Genomic DNA, 16,753 nt, shown 5'->3' with positions numbered 1-16,753 from the left:
ACAGTCACTCCTAGGGATCCGAGCCGCTGCCCTCAGGGGGGGGTACGAGACCCGGCCCTGGACGATGGGCGGCTGTGAGCCTGCGGGTTCCCAGCTCACTCGTGGATAAGCCCAGAACTGCTCAGGTGTCACTCCGACCCCACAGATGAGCACGGCACAGCCGCCCCCTGGTCGTCACCGAGTACCCGTTGCCCCGCCAACCATGAGGCGTTTCCGGCGGGAGCCGAGGGCTGGAGGCGGACCGGAGCGGCGACCGGGGCCCGGCGCCGCTCACAGGCCCCGGACCGCGTCCCGCGCCGACCGCCAAGGCTGTGCAGCCACCGCCACCCGGCCGTGGCCATTCCCCCCGTCGGTCATCGGGCACCTGGCGAACAGTCGCTGCCCGCGGCGGCGGTGGCGGATGCGGAGCGTCGGGCGTCAGGTGCGGCGGGCCGCCCAGACCGTGCGTTCCGTGCGCATGGTCAGGTCGTCGCGGTGCAGGACGCTGTACGGGCTGTCGGTGTCGAGGAGCCGGTCGAGCGCGGCGAGGTCCTCGCGGGAGAGTGCCTCGACGACGGCGCCGCGCAGGCGCTGGAGGCCGCTGAGGGCGTAGCGGCTGACGGCCGCGTTGCCGAAACCGGTGATGGTCGCGGTGATGGTGCGGTGGCCCTCCACCGTGAACCCGGCGTCGGCGAGCAGCGGGGCCCAGTCGGCGCCGCGGTGGGGCATGTGTGCGGCCTGCATGCGGTCGGTGACGGCGTGGAGGCGCTCTTCCAGGCCGGGCCGGTCCTCGGGAGCGCTCGGGGGCAGGAAGCGCGGGAAGCCGGACAGCTCCACCACGGCGAACAGGCCGCCCGGCGCGAGCAGGTCATGGACGCCGCGCAGGACGCGGTCGGGGTAAGTCATGTGGTGCATCGAGGCCGACGCCCACACGAGATCCGGTGAGCCGAGATCGGGCCATCCGACGGCGTCGAGGTCGGCCTGCACGGTACGCACCCGCTCCTCCACGTCGCGGGCGCACGCCTTGGAGCGCAGGCGCCGGAGATGCTCGGACGAGTTGTCGACGGCGGTGACGTGTGCGTCGGGGAAACGGTCGAGGAGGGCGAAGGTACCCGCCCCGGTGCCGCAGCCCAGGTCCACGATCCGGCGAGGAGCGTTCTCCACGGGGAGCCATGCGGTGATGGAGGCCGTGTGTTCGGCGAGGACCTCGGCATCCAGGTCGAGGATGTCCGCCTGGCCGCCGGCTCCGTACTGCTGGTCGGGGCCGGGCGAGGCGTGGTGGTGCGGGGGCGAGGCGTGGTGGTGCGGGTGGGCGTGAGTCATGCCTTCACCGTAGGACGTTCATGCGCCTGGAGCACGACCTCTCCCGATCAACGCAAGGTGATGGCCCGGGCCGTTGCGCACCGCGCAAGGTGCCGCACCTGGGCGAGGCCGTCTCGCGGACGCGTCGTCACGCGGGGCTCCGTTTCGTGCCGCCGTCCGGATCCTCGTTCTGGTGGCCCCGGCGGGCGTCACGGTCGAAGATGCCCAGGATCTCGCAGGGCCCGCCGGCGACGCCGATGGCGTGCGGCATCATCGTCGGGAACTCGGCCGCCTGGTTGGTCTCGATGCGGAAGCGGCGGTGGCCGAGCATGAGGATCGCGGTGCCGGACAGGACGACGAGCCATTCGCGCCCGGGGTGGGCACGCATGCGCGCCGGGTTCTCCGGTGGCGGTTCGACCAGGCGCTGGCGCACCACGCTCATGCCCGGGTCGCCCTTCACGGGCCAGCGCATGCGCCCTTGGGCCGCGTCGATCGTCGGGCTGATGACGACATCGTCGGTAGCCGTCTCGACGAGCTGGTCGAGCGAGGTGTCCAGAGCGCGGGCGAGCGTGACGAGCTGGTCCAGGGCGAGGCGGCGCTGCCCGTTCTCGATACGGCTGAGCGAGGACTGGCTGAGGTTCGCGCGGCCGGCCAGTTCCTCCAGCGACCAGCCCTGCGCCACCCGCAGAGCGCGGATGCGTTTGCGTACGAGGCTGTCCAGATCCTCGGGTTCTTGCGTCATGAGCAAGATTGTATGCCCTGACCGCAACGCGGGCGGAGCGTCGTGGGACTCGCAGGGCGGCATCGCCCCCTGACCTCTTTCTCCGGGCCTGACGCCCAGGAGTACCACTCCCCGGGGGCGTGCGCACGCAAATTTGCGTCGATCAGTCACCGCATTGCAGATGAGGAACGCCAATTGAGCGCTGCCACGCGCTCGTTCGGACCCTCGTCTCGGGTTGCGCGCCCATTCCCGCTGGCAGGTGGTCTCGTACGGACCGTGAGGAAACACGTAAGCGCCCGCAAGTACCGCAAGCGGCTTGCGGGCGAACTACCGCTTCTTCCGGGGCCGTTGACAAAGCAGAGGCCCGCTAGAAATCTGTTGAACGAGGTTTCCGCAAAAAATCGACCGATCATCTGAAATCGCGAACAAGCCCTGCGCGATCCGCAGTGGAGATCGTCTCCCCCTGCACCACCCCTCCGGCCTGTCGCGCTCCCGCACCCCACGGAACTGAGGACCTCATGCGATGGAGACCCCTCGGCCGCCGGTCAGTGACCGGTGCCGTCATAGCCGCGCTCACGACCACCGGGCTGATACCACTGGCCTTCTCGTCACCCGCCCATGCCGCCGATCCCGCCGACACCGGGGGGACCGCTGCCGCGGCCGACGCCAACCTCGCGCTGGGACGTCCGGCCACGGCGGGCGGCTCGAACGGCGGCTACACCGCCGTGAACGTCACCGACGGCGTCCAGGCCTCCTACTGGGAAGGGCCGGCCGGCTCGTTCCCGCAGTGGGTCCAGGTCGATCTCGGAGCGACCCGCACGATCGACCGGGTGGTGCTCAAACTGCCCGCCGCCTGGGAGGGCCGCAAGCAGACGCTGTCGGTGCAGGGCAGCGCCGACGGCACCGGCTTCCGCACGCTCTCGGCCTCCACGGACCGGACGTTCGACCCCGCCCGGACCAACACCGTCCAGGTCGACCTCTCCTCCCCCACCACGACGCGCCACGTCCGCGTCCACATCACCGGGAACACCGGCTGGAACGCCGCCCAGCTCTCCGAGCTGGAAGTGCACGGCGACGACGGCGGCACCACCCCTCCGCCCGCCGGCACCAACCTGGCCCGCAACAAGCCGGCCGAGGCCACCTCGTCGGTCCACACCTTCGTCGCCGCCAACGCCACCGACGACTCCACGTCCACCTACTGGGAGGCGGCCGGCCACCCCTCCGACCTCACCGTCAAGCTCGGCGCCGACGCCGACATCGAGGCGGTGGTGGTCAGGCTCAACCCGGACCCGGTCTGGGGTCCGCGGACCCAGGGCATCCAGGTGCTGGGCCGTGCGCACTCCGCGAGCGGCTTCACCTCGCTGAAGGACCGTGCCGACTACGCCTTCAGCCCGTCCCGCGACAACAACTCGGTGACCATCCCGGTGAGCGGCCGCGCCTCCGACGTACGGTTGCGCTTCTTCTCCAACACCGGTGCTCCCGGCGGCCAGGTCGCCGAGTTCCAGGTCGTCGGAACGGCCGCGCCCGCGCCGGATCTGACCGTCACCGGCCTGGACTGGACGCCCTCGGCCCCGTCCGAGCGGGACGCGGTGACCGTGCGCGCCACCGTGCGCAACGCGGGCACGGCCCGCTCGGCCGCCACCACCGTCGAGGCCGGCCTCGAAGGCACCGTCGCCGGCAGCGGGAACGTCCCCGCGCTCGACCCGGGTGCGTCCACCACCGTGGCCGTCGCGGCGGGCACCCGCCCGGCCGGCGACTACTCCGTCTCCGCCGTGGTCGACCCACGCGGCACGGTCGCCGAACTCGACGACAGCAACAACAGCCGCACCGCCGCGACCCGGCTGGTCGTCGGCCGGGCGCCGGGCCCCGACCTCGAAGTCAGGGGCATCACCACCAACCCGGCCGACCCGGCCGCCGGCTCACCCGTCTCCTTCACCGTGGCCGTGCACAACCGCGGCACGAGCGCCGCGGCGGCCGGTTCCGTCACCAGGCTCCAGGCCGGCTCGACCACCCTCGACGGCACCACCGGTCAGGTGGCGGCCGGAGCCACCGTGAACGTGGCGATCGCCGGAACGTGGAGGGCGACCAGCGGCGGAGTCACCCTGGCCGCGACCGCCGACGCCACCGGAGTCGTCGACGAGACCAACGAGAACAACAACGTGCTGACCAAGTCGCTGGTGGTCGGCCGGGGCGCCGCCGTCCCGTACACCGAGCTGGAGGCCGAGGACGGCCGCTACCAGGGCACGCTGCTCACCGCCGACGCCAAACGGACCTTCGGGCACACCAACTTCGCCACCGAGTCCTCGGGCCGCAAGTCCGTCCGGCTCGACGCGACCGGACAGTTCGTCGAGTTCACCTCGACCGCGCCCGCCAACTCCCTCGTGGTGCGCAACTCGGTTCCGGACGCGGCACGCGGCGGCGGCGCGGACGCCACCATCAGCCTGTACGCCGACGGCACCTTCGTACGCAAACTCACGCTCTCGTCGAAGCACAGCTGGCTGTACGGCAGGACCGACGACCCGGAAGGGCTCACCAACACCCCCGGCGGCGACGCCCGGCGGCTCTTCGACGAGTCGCACGCCCTGCTGACGCAGACCTACCCCGCCGGCACCAAGTTCCGTCTGCAGCGGGACGCCGGCGACACGGCGGCGTTCCACGTCATCGACCTCGTGGACCTGGAGCAGGTCGCGCCCCCGGCCGAGAAACCGGCGAACTGCACCTCGATCACCGAGTACGGGGCCGTCCCGAACGACGGACTCGACGACACCGACGCCCTCCAGCGGGCGGTGACCGCCGACCAGAACGGCCAGATCTCCTGCGTGTGGATCCCCGCCGGGCAGTGGCGCCAGGAGCAGAAGATCCTCACCGACGACCCGCTGAACCGCGGCCAGTTCAACCAGGTCGGCATCCGGGACGTGACCGTCCGGGGTGCGGGCATGTGGCACTCCCAGCTCTACACGCTCACCCCGCCGCACCAGGCCGGCGGGATCAACCACCCCCATGAGGGCAACTTCGGCTTCGACATCGACCACAACACCCAGATCTCCGACATCGCGATCTTCGGCTCGGGCACCATCCGCGGCGGCGACGGCAACGCCGAGGGCGGGGTGGGCCTCAACGGCCGGTTCGGCAAGGGCACGAAGATCACCAACGTGTGGATCGAGCACGCCAACGTCGGCGTGTGGGCCGGCCGCGACTACTCCAACATCCCCGAACTGTGGGGCCCCGGCGACGGGCTGGAGTTCTCCGGCGTACGCATCCGCAACACCTACGCCGACGGCATCAACTTCGCCAACGGCACCCGCAACTCCACCGTGTACAACTCGTCCTTCCGCAACACCGGGGACGACGCCCTCGCCGTCTGGTCGAGCAAGTACGTGAAGGACACCTCGGTGGACATCGGCCACGACAACCACTTCCGGAACAACACGGTCCAACTGCCGTGGCGGGCCAACGGCATCGCGGTGTACGGCGGCTACGGCAACACCATCGAGAACAACGTCGTCGCCGACACGATGAACTACCCGGGCATCATGCTCGCCACCGACCACGACCCCCTGCCGTTCTCCGGGCAGACCCTCATCTCCGGCAACGCCCTGCACCGAACCGGCGGCGCGTTCTGGAACGAGGCCCAGGAGTTCGGCGCCATCACCCTCTTCGCGCAGGGACAGGACATCCCCGGCGTCACCATCCGTGACACCGAGATCCTCGACTCGACGTACGACGGCATCCAGTTCAAGACGGGTGGCGGCGCGATGCCGGGCGTGAAGATCACCGATGTCCGGATCGACGGCTCCAACAACGGCTCCGGCATCCTCGCCATGAGCGGGGCCCGAGGCAGTGCCACCCTGACGAACGTGACGATCACCGACTCGGCCGAAGGGAGCGTACTGATCGAGCCGGGCTCCCAGTTCACCATCACCGGCACACCCAACGGGGCGTCCGCGGCCCGTACGAAGCACTGAGCCCACGGCCTCCGGCCCCCTCGACCGGGGCCGGAGGCCTGTCGCCGGTGCGGCGACCGTCCTCATCGCCTCCCTGCCGCGGCGCTAGGTGCGGCGCCGTGCGCCCTGCCGTTCCCGGCCCTCGTCACGGGCCTGCTGGAAGGCCTCGGCGATCGTCTCCGCCGCACCGGACAGCGCTCCCTTGGTCTTGCCCCGGGCGCCGGACTCGGTGACCTTTCCCGCGAGGTCCGTGAGCCCGGCCGGCTTGCGCGGCCCGGCCTCCAGGTCGAGGCGGTTGCACGCCTCGGCGAAGCGCAGGTAGGTGTCCACGCTGGCCACCACGATCCGTATGTCGATCTTGAGGATCTCGATGCCGACGAGGGAGACGCGCACGAACGCGTCGATCACCAGCCCGCGGTCGAGGATGAGTTCAAGAACGTCGTAGAGGCCGCTGGAACCGCCCCCGCCACCCTGCTGCGTCGCGACGGTCATCGCGTTCACCCTTCGTCGCCTGCGTCGTCTCTCCGCGTGATCCTTTCGGCGCTGCCCTGCCTGGGGCAGGCTTGGCATGCGAATGACCGCTATTCGCCGCATCAAACGCACGTACGACCCTCCGAAAGGGGACGCGGCGGTCCGCAGCCGCCCTTTCGCGTGGTCAGGAGGGCCTGGCCAGTACGCGGTTGAGGGCACTGGCGGGATCGCTCGTGAGGGTCTCCCAGGTGCCCTCTTCCGTGATGCGGCCCTGGTCGAGGACGGCGATGCGGTCGGCGCGGCGGATCGTGGCCGGCCGGTGGGCGATGACGATCGTGGTACGGCCCTCCTCCCGTAGCGCGGCGGACAGTTGAGCGTCACCGGTGTTGTCCAGGTGGGCGGTGGACTCGTCCAGGACGAGGACGCGCGGGCGGACCAGCAGCGCACGGGCGAGGGCGATGCGGGCCCGCTGCCCTCCCGAGAGGGTGGCGCCGCGCTCCCCGACCAGCGTGTCCAGCGCGGCGATGCGGTCCACACCGCACCGGCGCGCCACCGCGGCGAGTTCGTCGTCGTCCGCCTCGGGGGCGGCGAGCCGCAGGTTCTCGGCGAGGGTGCCGTGGAAGAGGGGGGTGTCCTGTCCCACGAGGACGACCGCGCGCCGCAGTTCGGGGTCGCTCACGTCCCGGACGTCCACGGCCTCGCCGTGACCGGACAGCAGCTGCACCTCTCCCCGGGAGGGGTCCCAGAACCGGGCCAGCAGGTGGGCGCAGGTTGACTTGCCGGCGCCCGAGGCACCGACCAGGGCGAGGGTCCGCCCCGGAGGGACGGTCAGGTCCACACCGTCCAGGACGGGCTGTCCGCCGTAGTCGAACCGCACGCCCTGCAGCCGGACGCCCAGCGGCCCCGGTGGCAGGGGGCGGGGCGCGGTGGGCGGCGGGGCGAGTGCCGGAGCCTTGACGGCCGCGCCGACACGGGCGGCCGCGGCGCGCAGGGTCACGGCCTGGCTCAGGGCGCGGGCGGATTCCGCGACCGGGCCGAGGACGGACAGGGCCAGGGCCATCGCCGCCGGGGCCCACGCGCCGTGCAGCCGTCCGGAGGTCACGGACTGCGCCGCCGCGGCGACGACGCCGAGGACGGCGGCCACGATGAGGAGGTCGCGAACCGCGGCGGCGACCGCCTCCCAGGTCGCCTCGGCGCGCTGCGCGTCGCCCACCTGCCGTCCGCGGTCCGCCAGCTCGCGGCGGCGTGCGGCGAGCCGGCCGAAGGCGAGCAGTTCGCGCAGTCCGTCGACGGTCTCCACCGTGTCGGCCGACAACCTCGCCGTGGCCGCGCGGGTGCGGCCGCCGTGTGCCGCGCGGGTGCGGGCGTCGGCGAAGGGTGCCGCGGCGAGCAGGGCCGCGACCGGCAGTACGGCCGCCAGCAGCCACGGTTCCACCACGGCGAGGACCAGGGACCCGCCGGTGAGGACGGTTCCCGAGGCCAGGAGCTGGGCGGTGGTGTGGGCGTAGAAGAACTCCAGTGCCTCCACGTCGGCCATGGCGGTGGCGGCGAGGTCGCCGCTGCGCCGGCCCGCCACCCGGGCGGGCGCGCTGCGGGCGAGTCCGTCGAAGACGCGCACCCGCAGCACGGCCAGCACCCGGTAGGCCAGGTCGTGCGAGAGGTCCATCTCCCGCCAGGTCGTCAGGGCGCGGACGAGGACCAGGGCGACGAGCGCGGTGACAGCGGTGGCCGAGGGGGCCCGCCCTTCGATGACCGCGGTCCCCACGGTGTGCGCGGCCAGGGTCAGCAGCGCGACGAGAGAGCCCTGTTCGAGGAGAGCGGCGGCGCAGGTCCGGGCCGTCATGGCGCGGTGTGCGGCGAGGGCGGGCAGGAGGGCTCGCAGGGCGCCTCGCGCGGGTACGTCGGCGTCGGTGGTGGCGGTAGTGGCGGCGGCGGTGGTGCTCATGCGGCGAGTTCTCCTCGGTGGGCGCGGCCGGCGTGGACCAGGCGCGTGTAGACGCCACCGGCCTCCACCAGGTCGGCGTGCGCGCCGATGGCGTCCACCCGTCCCTCGTCGAGGACGACGATGCGGTCGGCGTGCCGGACGGCGGCCAGCCGGTGGGCGACCACCAGGACGGTCCGGCCGCGCGCGGCGTTCGTCAGTTCCCGGACGATGTCGGCTTCGCGGCGTTCGTCGACGGCGCTGGTGGCCTCGTCGAGGACCAGCACCGGGGCGTCGGCGAGCAGGGCCCGCGCGAGGGCGAGTCGCTGTCGCTGGCCGCCCGAGAGGGTGGCGCCGCGTTCGCCGAGGACGGTGGCGTAGCCGTCGGGAAGGGCCGCTATCTCGTCGTGGATGCCGGCGACGCGCGCCGCCCGGGTCAGGTCGTCGTCGGTGGCGCCGGGCCGGGCCAGGCGCAGGTTGTCGGCGATGGTGGCGTGGAAGAGGTAGGTCTCCTGCGAGACGACGGCGATGCCCTGCCGCAGCGAGTCGAGTGTGTACGCGGTGGTGGGGCGCCCGTCGAGCGTGATGCGGCCCTCCTGCGGGTCGTGGTGGCGCAGCAGCAGGGCCAGCAGCGTGGACTTGCCCGCGCCGGAAGGGCCGACGATCGCCGTCGTGCGTCCCGCCTGCGCGGTGAAGGAGACGCCGCCGAGGACGGGCGCCGGTGTGCCGTCGTACGTGAAGCGGACGTCGTCGAACCGCACTTCGGGCGGGGCCGTCCAGTGGGCGGGGGTCTCTCCGGTGTCGGGGACGGCCGGCTCCGCGGTGCGCAGGGCCGCGAGGCCGTCCGCGGCCGACACCCCCAGGTACCCGGCGTGCCATTCGCGGGCCAGGTCGCGGACCGGCCGGAAGCACTCCGAGGCCAGCAGCAGCACCAGATAGGTGCCGGTCGCCGTGGTGGAACCGGTGACGGCCGACCAGCACGCCAGGAGCGCGGCGGCGACGGTGCCGCCCTGGATGGCCAGGTCGGTGATGGCGGTGTCGACCAGGGACACCCGCAGTTTGGCGACGGTCGCGCGGTGCAGCGCGGCGGACCGCTCCTCCAGGCGGGCCCGGGTGCGCGCGACCGCGCCGGCGGCACGCAGGGCGGGCATGCCCTGGAGCGCCTCCAGGTAGTCGGCACCGAGCCCTTCGTAGGTGTCCCAGTGCTCCTTGCCGCGGGCGGCCAGGAGCCGGTCCCAGGCGCGCGGCCCGGCGAGGGCCAGCAGCAGGGCGGGGACCAGGCCGAGGAGTGCCCACGGTTCGACCACGGTCAGGGCGGTCAGTACGAGGGGCGGCACGGTGAGGGTGATCAGGAGCTGGGGCAGGTAGCGGGAGACGTAGGCGTCGACGCCCTCGACCCCGTCGACGAGCGTGGTGCGCACGGCTCCGGCCCGGGCGGTGGTCAGATGGGCGGAGCCCAACCTGCCCAGGTGGGTTAGGAGTTCGTCCCGCAGGGCCACCCGGACCGCGGCCCCGGCACGGGTGGCGGTGCGCCGCTGCCACACGGAGAGTCCCGCGCGGGCGGCGACGACGGTGAGCACCGCGGCCAGCAGCCACGGGAGCCGGCCGGTGTCCCCGCGGGCCAGGTCGGCGAGCGCGAGGGCCAGCAGCGCGGCCTGCGCCAGGTGGGTCAGGGTGACGGCGCCCTGCAGGAGGGTGGCCGCGAGCAGGGGGCGCCGGGCGCGTCCGGCGGCGCGGCGCAGTTCGGGGTGGACGATCACGTGGTGTTCTCCTCGTCGGCGTGACAGGTGCCGAGGGCCAGTCCGTGGACGACGAAGTCCCGGCCCGGGGCGGCTCCCAGGGCGGCGCCGAGGTCCGCCTGCTGCCAGGAGCCGACGGGCCGGGCCGCCAGCCCGTGGCGCTGGGCGGTGACATGGGCCAGGTGGACGGCGAAGCCGGCCCGGAGGTGGGCGCGGCGGATGTGCGGGGCGTCGGCGTCCGCGGGACAGCCGCGGGCGAGCAGGACGGCGCCCGCGTCCGCGAGCCACGCCTGGCCCGCCGCCCAGACCGCGAGCGTCGGGCGGGCCTCTCCGGCCGCGATCCGCCGCAGGGCCGTGCCGTCGGCGGACAGTGCCACCAGGGCGGGCTGTGGCGGGCCCACCGCGGCGCACCAGCGCAGGTCGCCGGTGCCCGCCCCTGCGGCGGCGGTGAGGACCGCCCGCAGGGCGTCCCGGGGCGGGGTGCCGGGCATCGGTGGTGGGGTACTGCGGCGCGCCAGCAGCTCGGCGGGGGTGGGCGGACCCACCCCCGCCTGCGAGTCCGGGACGGGGGTGCCGCCGTCGGGGCGAGGGGCACGGGCGCCTGCATCCGGGCGCGGGACGCGGGTGCCACCCTCCAGGCCCGGGACGCGGGCGCCTGCATCCGGGTGCGGAACGCGGGCGCCGCCGTCGGGGCGCGGGACGCCGGTGCCACCATCCAGGCCCGGGACGCGGGCGCCTGCATCCGGGTGCGGAACGCGGGCGCCGCCGTCGGGGCGCGGGACGCGGGTGCCACCCTCCAGGCGCGGGACGCCGGTGCCACCCTCCAGGCGCGGGACGCCGGTGCCACCATCCAGGCCCGGGATGCCGATGCCGCCATCCGGGTGCGGAACGCGGGCGCCGCCGTCCGGGTGCGGGACGCGAGTGCCTGCGTCCCGGTGCAGGATGCGGGCGCCTGCATCCGGGTGCGGGACGCCGGCGCCGTCATCCAGGCACGGGACGCGAGTGCCGTCGTCCGGGGGCGGGACGCGCGTGCCCGCGTCCGGGGGCGCCGGGCTCCGCTCGCCGGGCGGTGGGATGTGCACGGTGGCCAGTGGGGTCTCGGTGAGACCGTCCAACCGGACCTCGGGCTCGTCCGTGCCCAGCGCGCGGGCCGCGAGGAACAGGGCCGCTGCGGCGTGCCCGGTGTCCAGCAGCAGCAGCGGCCAGGCTCGGTGGCCGTAGTGGGAGGAAGTGCGCCGTGCGGTGACGGAGAGTTCGGCCGTCACACCCGGCGGTGTGCCCTCGGGTTGCGGGCCGAGGCGGTGGACGCGGTGACGCAGCGGGTCATAGCCGTAGCGGCCCGGCGGCAAGGAGCAGCCCGCGCCGACGACGAGCTGGGTGTCCACCGGGTGCAGCGCACCGGCGGAGGAGACGGGCCTGAGGCGTCCGGTGTCGTCCGCGGCGGCCAGCGACAGACGCAGCAGCATCCCCAGGTCGAGGCCGGTCGGGCTCGCCTGCGCGAGGGGGCGCGGCGGTCCGGGCCAGGCCCGGACCGCTTGCCCGGCGGGTGTGTCGGGCCCGGGTGGCTCCGGGGAGCGTGCGCGGGCGAGGGCGGCGACGAGGTCCACGGGACGGTCCTCGCGGAGGTCTTCCACGGCTGCGGCCCTCACATGTGCGGCGGAGGCGCCAGCGTGAAGTCCTCCGGCGCGCTCGGCGGGCTCGTGCGCCATCCTCGGGTGACGGCGGCCTCGGCCAGGCGCGGGCAGCCGAAGTAGCCGAAGGCGGCCGGGGCGTTGGGCAGCAGTCCGGAGACGAGGACCCGGGCGACGCGCAGGGCCGTCTCGGCCACGTCCTCGGTGGTGAGGTCGAAGGTCATGACACGGTGGCCGCCGGCCTGCAGCACGGCGTCCAGCCGCTGCCGGCTGCCGGGTTCGATCTCGTCGACGGACACCGTCCCGAGCGCGGGCTCGGTGAACCGTCTGGCCTCGGGGGCCATCCTGGCGTCCAGCCACACCTGCACGTGTGCGCCCAGGTCCCGTACGTGCTCGAACTGCCCGCCGCACGCGTCGAGGTAGCGGCCGTCGGCCCGGTGGTCGAGGTACAGCCCGCGGGCGAGCAGCCCGGCCTCCACGGCCTGGAACACCCAGCCGTCCGGGTCGGTCAGGCCCTGGGTGAAGACCCAGGTGTGGACGGCTTCCAGGACGGCCTTGCGGGCGGCTTCGGCCGGGTCGTACTTGCAGGCGAAGCCGGCGGCGTACAGGCCGAGGCGCGGGTCGTGCACGAGGGCGGCCATGCAGGGGGCGAACTCCGAGTGCATCTCGACGATGTGGACGTCGAAAGCGGAGCCGGCGAGGTCCTCGGCGAGGCCGGGCACGCTCGCCGGGTCGATGCCGCGGGCCGGGCCGTCCAGATGCCACCACAACTCCAGGGCGTCGCGTTCGACGATCTCCAGCAGGCCGCGTTCGACGGCGTCGTCGAAGCCCTGTCCGGTGGCGATCCCGGCGTAGTTGAGGTGGTGGGTGCGGGGCAGCTCGCGCAGTTCGCCCTGGCGCCAGTTGAGGTGGGTGAGCGCGACGGGCGCCCAGACCTCCGTCGTCCCGCCGCCGGGCAGCAGTTCGCTGCCGCGGGTCCACAGGGCCGGGGTGCCGGGGGTCAGCCGGCGGTAGGGGAACTTCTCCCGGGCGTACTGCCAGTCGGCGTAGGCGGGCAGGTCCCCCGGGCCGTAGAGCCGCAGACCCTTGTCGGCCAGTTCGGTGGCGGTGGCCCGCACGGGGGCGTCGGGGTGGCCGGGCGGCGGCACGCGGTTGCCGCAGTAGCGTTCCACCCCTTCGGCTATCGCGGCGACGCGGGCTTGTGCCGGGTCGCCGAAGGTGGTGCCGAGGGAGACCCGGTCGGCGGGCCAGAGCCCGTGTCTGCGGGCATCGGATATCTCGGCCGTGAGGGCGGTGTACCGGGGCGGGGCGCCGGCGGGGTGTTCGACGGGTTCCACCTTGCGGACGATGCCGCAGACGGGGTCGACGAGTGCTTCCAGCGGCAGCGTCGTCATCTCAGGATCTCCTCCGCGGGGTCGACGGGGGTGGGGCGGGACGGGAGCACGGGCAGGATCAGCTCCACACTGTCCGGATCGATCTCTCGCCGGGAGGCGTGCAGCCGGGTGGCCGCCACCGGGTCGTGCCCGGTGTGCGGGTTGCGGGCGTGGGCCGGGAAGTGGTGTCCGGTGATCTCCAGGCGCAGCCGGGTCCCGGCGGGCAGCCGGCGCGCGATCCGGCCGAGGCCGATGGCGAACGCGGCCTGGCGTCCGGCCGCTTCGGCGCGCCGGACGATCCCGACGGCGAGTCGCTCGGCGGCCCCTTGCGGTGTGAGGGCGACCAGCCGGGCGGCCCAGTCGGCGGACGGCGTGTGGGCCGTGGCCCGAAGGTGGACGTGCACGGGGCCGACGAGGTCGAGGGGACGCGGCAGCGGCGGGGTGACCAGCAGGCAGCGGTCGGGCGGGCCGTCGTCGGGCACGGTCAACGAGTCGGAGCGCACGGGCCGTTCGGGGTCGGCGGTGAAGACGGCTCCGCGCAGCAGCCGCGGCCGTCGGGCGCGCGGTTCGCCGTCCGTACCGGCGGGCAGCCACAGGTCGGCCCCGCCCAGGCCTTGGGCGCCGTGGCGGCCGGGGGCGAGTTCGCCGTTCAGGGCGCGGCGTGCCCAACGTACATACAGTGCGCCGAGGTTGATCCGGTGGGCCGGGCCGGCGTCGGGTCCGGGCGTGCTGCCGGGGCCGTGCCCCCAGGGGCCCAGCAGCATCCGCGCCGAGGGTCCCGCCCAGGCCTGCCACAGTGCGACGGTGTCCTCGGTGAAGTGGTCGTGGTGGCCGCCCACCGCGAGCAGGGGTACGGCGGCGTGCGCCGCACGCGCGATCAGGCGCCCGCGGTCGCGGTGGCGCCACAGGCCCACCCAGGAGGGCAGGGCGCGGCCCAGCCGTTCGGGCAGGCCGGTGAGCGGCAGGTGGGTGAGGAGGCCGGGGTCCTCCGCGAGGGCCTTGTCCAGCGCCTGTTCGTCGGAGTCGGGCCGGTCACCGTGGGCGGCCCACCATCCGGCGCGGGACAGCAGCCGCTCCACGCCGGACGTCTCGCGGGCCGTCTCCGCCGGACCGAGGGCGGGCACGGCCGCGAGGACCGCGTCGGGCCGGGCGTCCTCGGGCACGTCGAGGGCGAGGACGAGGGCGCAGTGGGCCGCGTAGGAGGCGCCGACGGCCACCAGCCGGCCGTCGCTCCACGGCTGCCGCCGGATCCAGCGCACGGCCGCCGCGCCGTCGGCGTCCTCGTGCGCGTACGGATGCCACTCCCCCGGTGACGCGAACCGGCCGCGCACGTCCTGGACGACGGCGGCGAAGCCGCGCCGGGCCCAGCCGAGCGCCTCGGCGCCGTGCCGGGTGCGGTCGTAGGGGGTGCGGATCAGCACGGCCGGGAAGGGACCGTCGCCGGCCGGGAGGACCACGTCGGTGGCGAGTTCCCCGACGGCCGTGCCGAAGCCCTTCATCGGTCCGTCCTCGCCGATGGCCTTGCCGAAAGCCTTCATCCGTCCGTCCACACCGACGGCCCTGCCGAATGCCTTCATCCGTCCGTCCACACCGACGGCCCTGCCGAAAGCCTTCATCCGTCCGTCCACACCGACGGCCCTGCCGAAGGCCTTGGACCGCCCCTTCCCGCCAACGGCCGTGCCGGACGCGTCGGTCCGCCCTTCCCCGGCATCAGCCGGACTGACGGCTTTCATCCGTCCTTCCTCGGCATCGGTGCGACGTCCGGCACCGGCAGGACGGGGTGTTCGGTGACGGTCAGGGTGCGCAGGTCCACGCGGCGGAGCCGGCGCCGGGCCGGGAGGCCGGCCGGGGCGGGGGCGCCGGTGGCCCATCGGGTGAGTTCGTCCGCGAGCAGCGCCGCGAGCAGCGTGGCGGCGGGTGGGGTGAGCCGGGCCGGCCCGCCGGAGGTGCGCGGCCCGCTCCAGTACGCGGCCAGTTCGCGGTGGGCGGCGGTGGCGGCGAGCCGGCGGGAGCGGACGTGCGCCGAGGTGACGTCGCCGGGGGCCGCGGCCACCGGTTCGACGTACGCCTGCCACCCTTCGCGGTGACAGCGCAGCCACGCGACGCCGTGGGAGGGCAGGCGGTCGGCGGCGTCCCACAGCCCGTCGGGCACGGGGCCGTCGAGGCACCACACGACCGCGGAGGGGTCTCCGTCGAGCAGGTCCTCGACGGCCACCGGTGACGCGCCCGCGGCGGGGGCGGTCCCGGTCGTGCGGGGCCGGGCGCCCAGGGCGGCCAGCTGCGCGGCGAGCGGTTCGGTGAGGACCGGGTCGCCGAGGACCCTGATGTCCCGGCGAGCGGCGGGCCACGGCGCGTCCTGGGGCTCCGGCGCGAGGTAGCCGGCCTCCTCGAACGCCCGCACCACACGGTCGAGTTCCTCGCCCACCGGGCCCGTGGTCGCGCCCGTGAGCCGGGAGAGCAGGACGTCCTCGTCGGCGCCTGCCGTCCTGACGCTGAGGAATTCCCCCTCCTGGGTCCGGACGGCGAGCCCTCGCCTGGGTACGGCGACGACCTCGACGCCGGGGACGAGTCGGCTGCGGGACACGGTGATCCTCCTGACGGAAAGCTCGGGGATGGGCGTGGGCCCGCCCGCAAGGCAACGGGCGGGCCCACGGTCGAGGGTGGGTAGGCCCTCGCTTACTCCTCGTTGTCGTCGAAGGGGTTCTCGACGAGCGCGTTGGAGTGGGAAGCCGAGGCGTGGGCCAGCTGCCCCTGGTCGGCGATCGGCGTGAAGATCTGCTCGTTGTCCATGAACTCTCCTTGTTCATACGGGAGTTACGGCGTTCGACTGAGCGCCGCAGACGCCACACTAATGAATCTGATTTTCATATTCTAGAGCTGGGAGAGGGTGATCTGGGTAACACACCGGCCAGCCCCCCTCGGGGTCCCGGCCGACCCGCCCGGCCACCTTCAGCACATCCGCCAGCAACGCGGGGGTCACGACCTCGGCCGGCGGTCCGTCGGCCACCACACGGCCGTCGCGCAGCGCCACGACGCGTTCGGCGAAGCGGGCCGCGTGCGCCAGGTCGTGCAGCACCATCACCACCGTGAGCCCGCGTTCCTCGCGCAGGCGGACCACCGTCTGCAGCACGTCGAGCTGGTGGTGCAGATCCAGGTAGGTGGTCGGCTCGTCGAGCAGCAGGACACGCGTGTCCTGGGCGAGCGCCATCGCGAGCCGCACCCGCTGCCGCTCGCCTCCGGACAGCGCGTCGACGTCGCGGTCGGCCCACTCCTCCACCCCGACGTCCCGCAGGGCCCGGCGCACGACGGGGTCGTCGCCCTCGCGCAGCATGCCCAGCGGCCCGCGCGCCGCGTATCTCCCCTGGCGTACGAGGTGACGCACCGTCATGCCGGGTACGGACGGAGCGGACTGGTGCAGCAGAGCCACCCGCCGGGCCGTGGCGCGCCGCGACAGCCGGGCGAGGTCGTCCCCGCCGAGCCGGACGCGCCCCGCGTCCGGTTGCAGCAGCCCGGCGGCCAGCCGCAGCAGGGTCGACTTGCCACAGCCGTTCAGGCCGATGAGGGCGGTCAGTTCGCCCGGCCGGACGGTCAGGTCGACGCCCCGCAGTACGGGCCGCCCGGGGTAGCCGAAGTGGACCCCCTCGACGTGGATCCCCACGGACTCGGTCATGC

The 16,753-nt window shown here is 74.1% G+C and carries 12 protein-coding genes; 1 reads left to right on the top strand and 11 read right to left on the bottom strand.

Features of this window, described 5'->3' with window-relative positions; all coding sequences use genetic code 11:
• Window positions 1–417 precede the first annotated feature (417 nt).
• Window positions 418–1,302 (bottom strand): class I SAM-dependent methyltransferase, encoded by an 885-nt coding sequence (locus tag ABTZ58_RS09080; protein WP_351352408.1) that lies wholly within the window; start codon window positions 1,300–1,302, stop codon window positions 418–420.
• 127 nt (window positions 1,303–1,429) lie between these two features.
• A complete protein-coding gene (locus ABTZ58_RS09075; protein ID WP_351352405.1) occupies window positions 1,430–2,023 on the bottom strand; it encodes a helix-turn-helix domain-containing protein in 594 nt (197 codons plus the stop codon).
• A gap of 497 nt (window positions 2,024–2,520) precedes the next feature.
• Here ABTZ58_RS09075 and ABTZ58_RS09070 point away from each other — a divergent pair, with 497 nt between their 5' ends.
• Entirely contained in the window at window positions 2,521–5,967 is a 3,447-nt protein-coding gene (locus tag ABTZ58_RS09070; protein WP_351352402.1) for a CARDB domain-containing protein, read from the top strand.
• 84 nt (window positions 5,968–6,051) lie between these two features.
• Here the strand turns inward: ABTZ58_RS09070 and ABTZ58_RS09065 are convergent, their stop codons facing one another.
• From ABTZ58_RS09065 to ABTZ58_RS09025, 9 genes are all read right to left on the bottom strand, one after another.
• A complete protein-coding gene (locus ABTZ58_RS09065; RefSeq protein WP_351352400.1) occupies window positions 6,052–6,438 on the bottom strand; it encodes a gas vesicle structural protein GvpA in 387 nt (128 codons plus the stop codon).
• Between the two features lie 163 nt (window positions 6,439–6,601).
• Window positions 6,602–8,362: an ABC transporter ATP-binding protein gene (locus tag ABTZ58_RS09060; RefSeq protein ID WP_351352397.1), complete on the bottom strand. Its 1,761-nt coding sequence runs from the start codon at window positions 8,360–8,362 to the stop codon at window positions 6,602–6,604.
• Window positions 8,359–10,098: an ABC transporter ATP-binding protein/permease gene (locus ABTZ58_RS09055; protein ID WP_351352394.1), complete on the bottom strand. Its 1,740-nt coding sequence runs from the start codon at window positions 10,096–10,098 to the stop codon at window positions 8,359–8,361. Before ABTZ58_RS09055 ends, ABTZ58_RS09060 begins: the two co-directional genes overlap by 4 nt.
• Window positions 10,095–11,711: a nitroreductase gene (locus tag ABTZ58_RS09050; protein WP_351352391.1), complete on the bottom strand. Its 1,617-nt coding sequence runs from the start codon at window positions 11,709–11,711 to the stop codon at window positions 10,095–10,097. The genes ABTZ58_RS09055 and ABTZ58_RS09050 overlap by 4 nt, the downstream gene beginning before the upstream one ends.
• An 11-nt stretch (window positions 11,712–11,722) precedes the next feature.
• Entirely contained in the window at window positions 11,723–13,102 is a 1,380-nt protein-coding gene (locus tag ABTZ58_RS09045; RefSeq protein ID WP_351352388.1) for a YcaO-like family protein, read from the bottom strand.
• Window positions 13,099–14,580 carry a CocE/NonD family hydrolase gene (locus ABTZ58_RS09040; RefSeq protein WP_351352727.1) on the bottom strand — a complete coding sequence of 494 codons (1,482 nt, stop codon included), beginning with the start codon at window positions 14,578–14,580 and terminating at the stop codon, window positions 13,099–13,101. The genes ABTZ58_RS09045 and ABTZ58_RS09040 overlap by 4 nt, the downstream gene beginning before the upstream one ends.
• A 230-nt stretch (window positions 14,581–14,810) precedes the next feature.
• Entirely contained in the window at window positions 14,811–15,665 is an 855-nt protein-coding gene (locus ABTZ58_RS09035) for a hypothetical protein (protein WP_351352385.1), read from the bottom strand.
• Between the two features lie 92 nt (window positions 15,666–15,757).
• Complete coding sequence (amiA, locus tag ABTZ58_RS09030; protein WP_240797855.1) at window positions 15,758–15,871, bottom strand: streptamidine family RiPP; 114 nt, start codon at window positions 15,869–15,871, stop codon at window positions 15,758–15,760.
• Window positions 15,872–15,929: 58 nt separating this feature from the next.
• Entirely contained in the window at window positions 15,930–16,751 is an 822-nt protein-coding gene (locus ABTZ58_RS09025) for an ABC transporter ATP-binding protein (RefSeq protein ID WP_351352381.1), read from the bottom strand.
• Window positions 16,752–16,753: the final 2 nt, after the last annotated feature.

It is taken from the genome of Streptomyces sp. NPDC094143 (genome assembly GCF_040303825.1).
Classification (GTDB): Bacteria; Actinomycetota; Actinomycetes; order Streptomycetales; family Streptomycetaceae; genus Streptomyces.
This window is presented reverse-complemented; position numbering and strand designations above follow the sequence as displayed.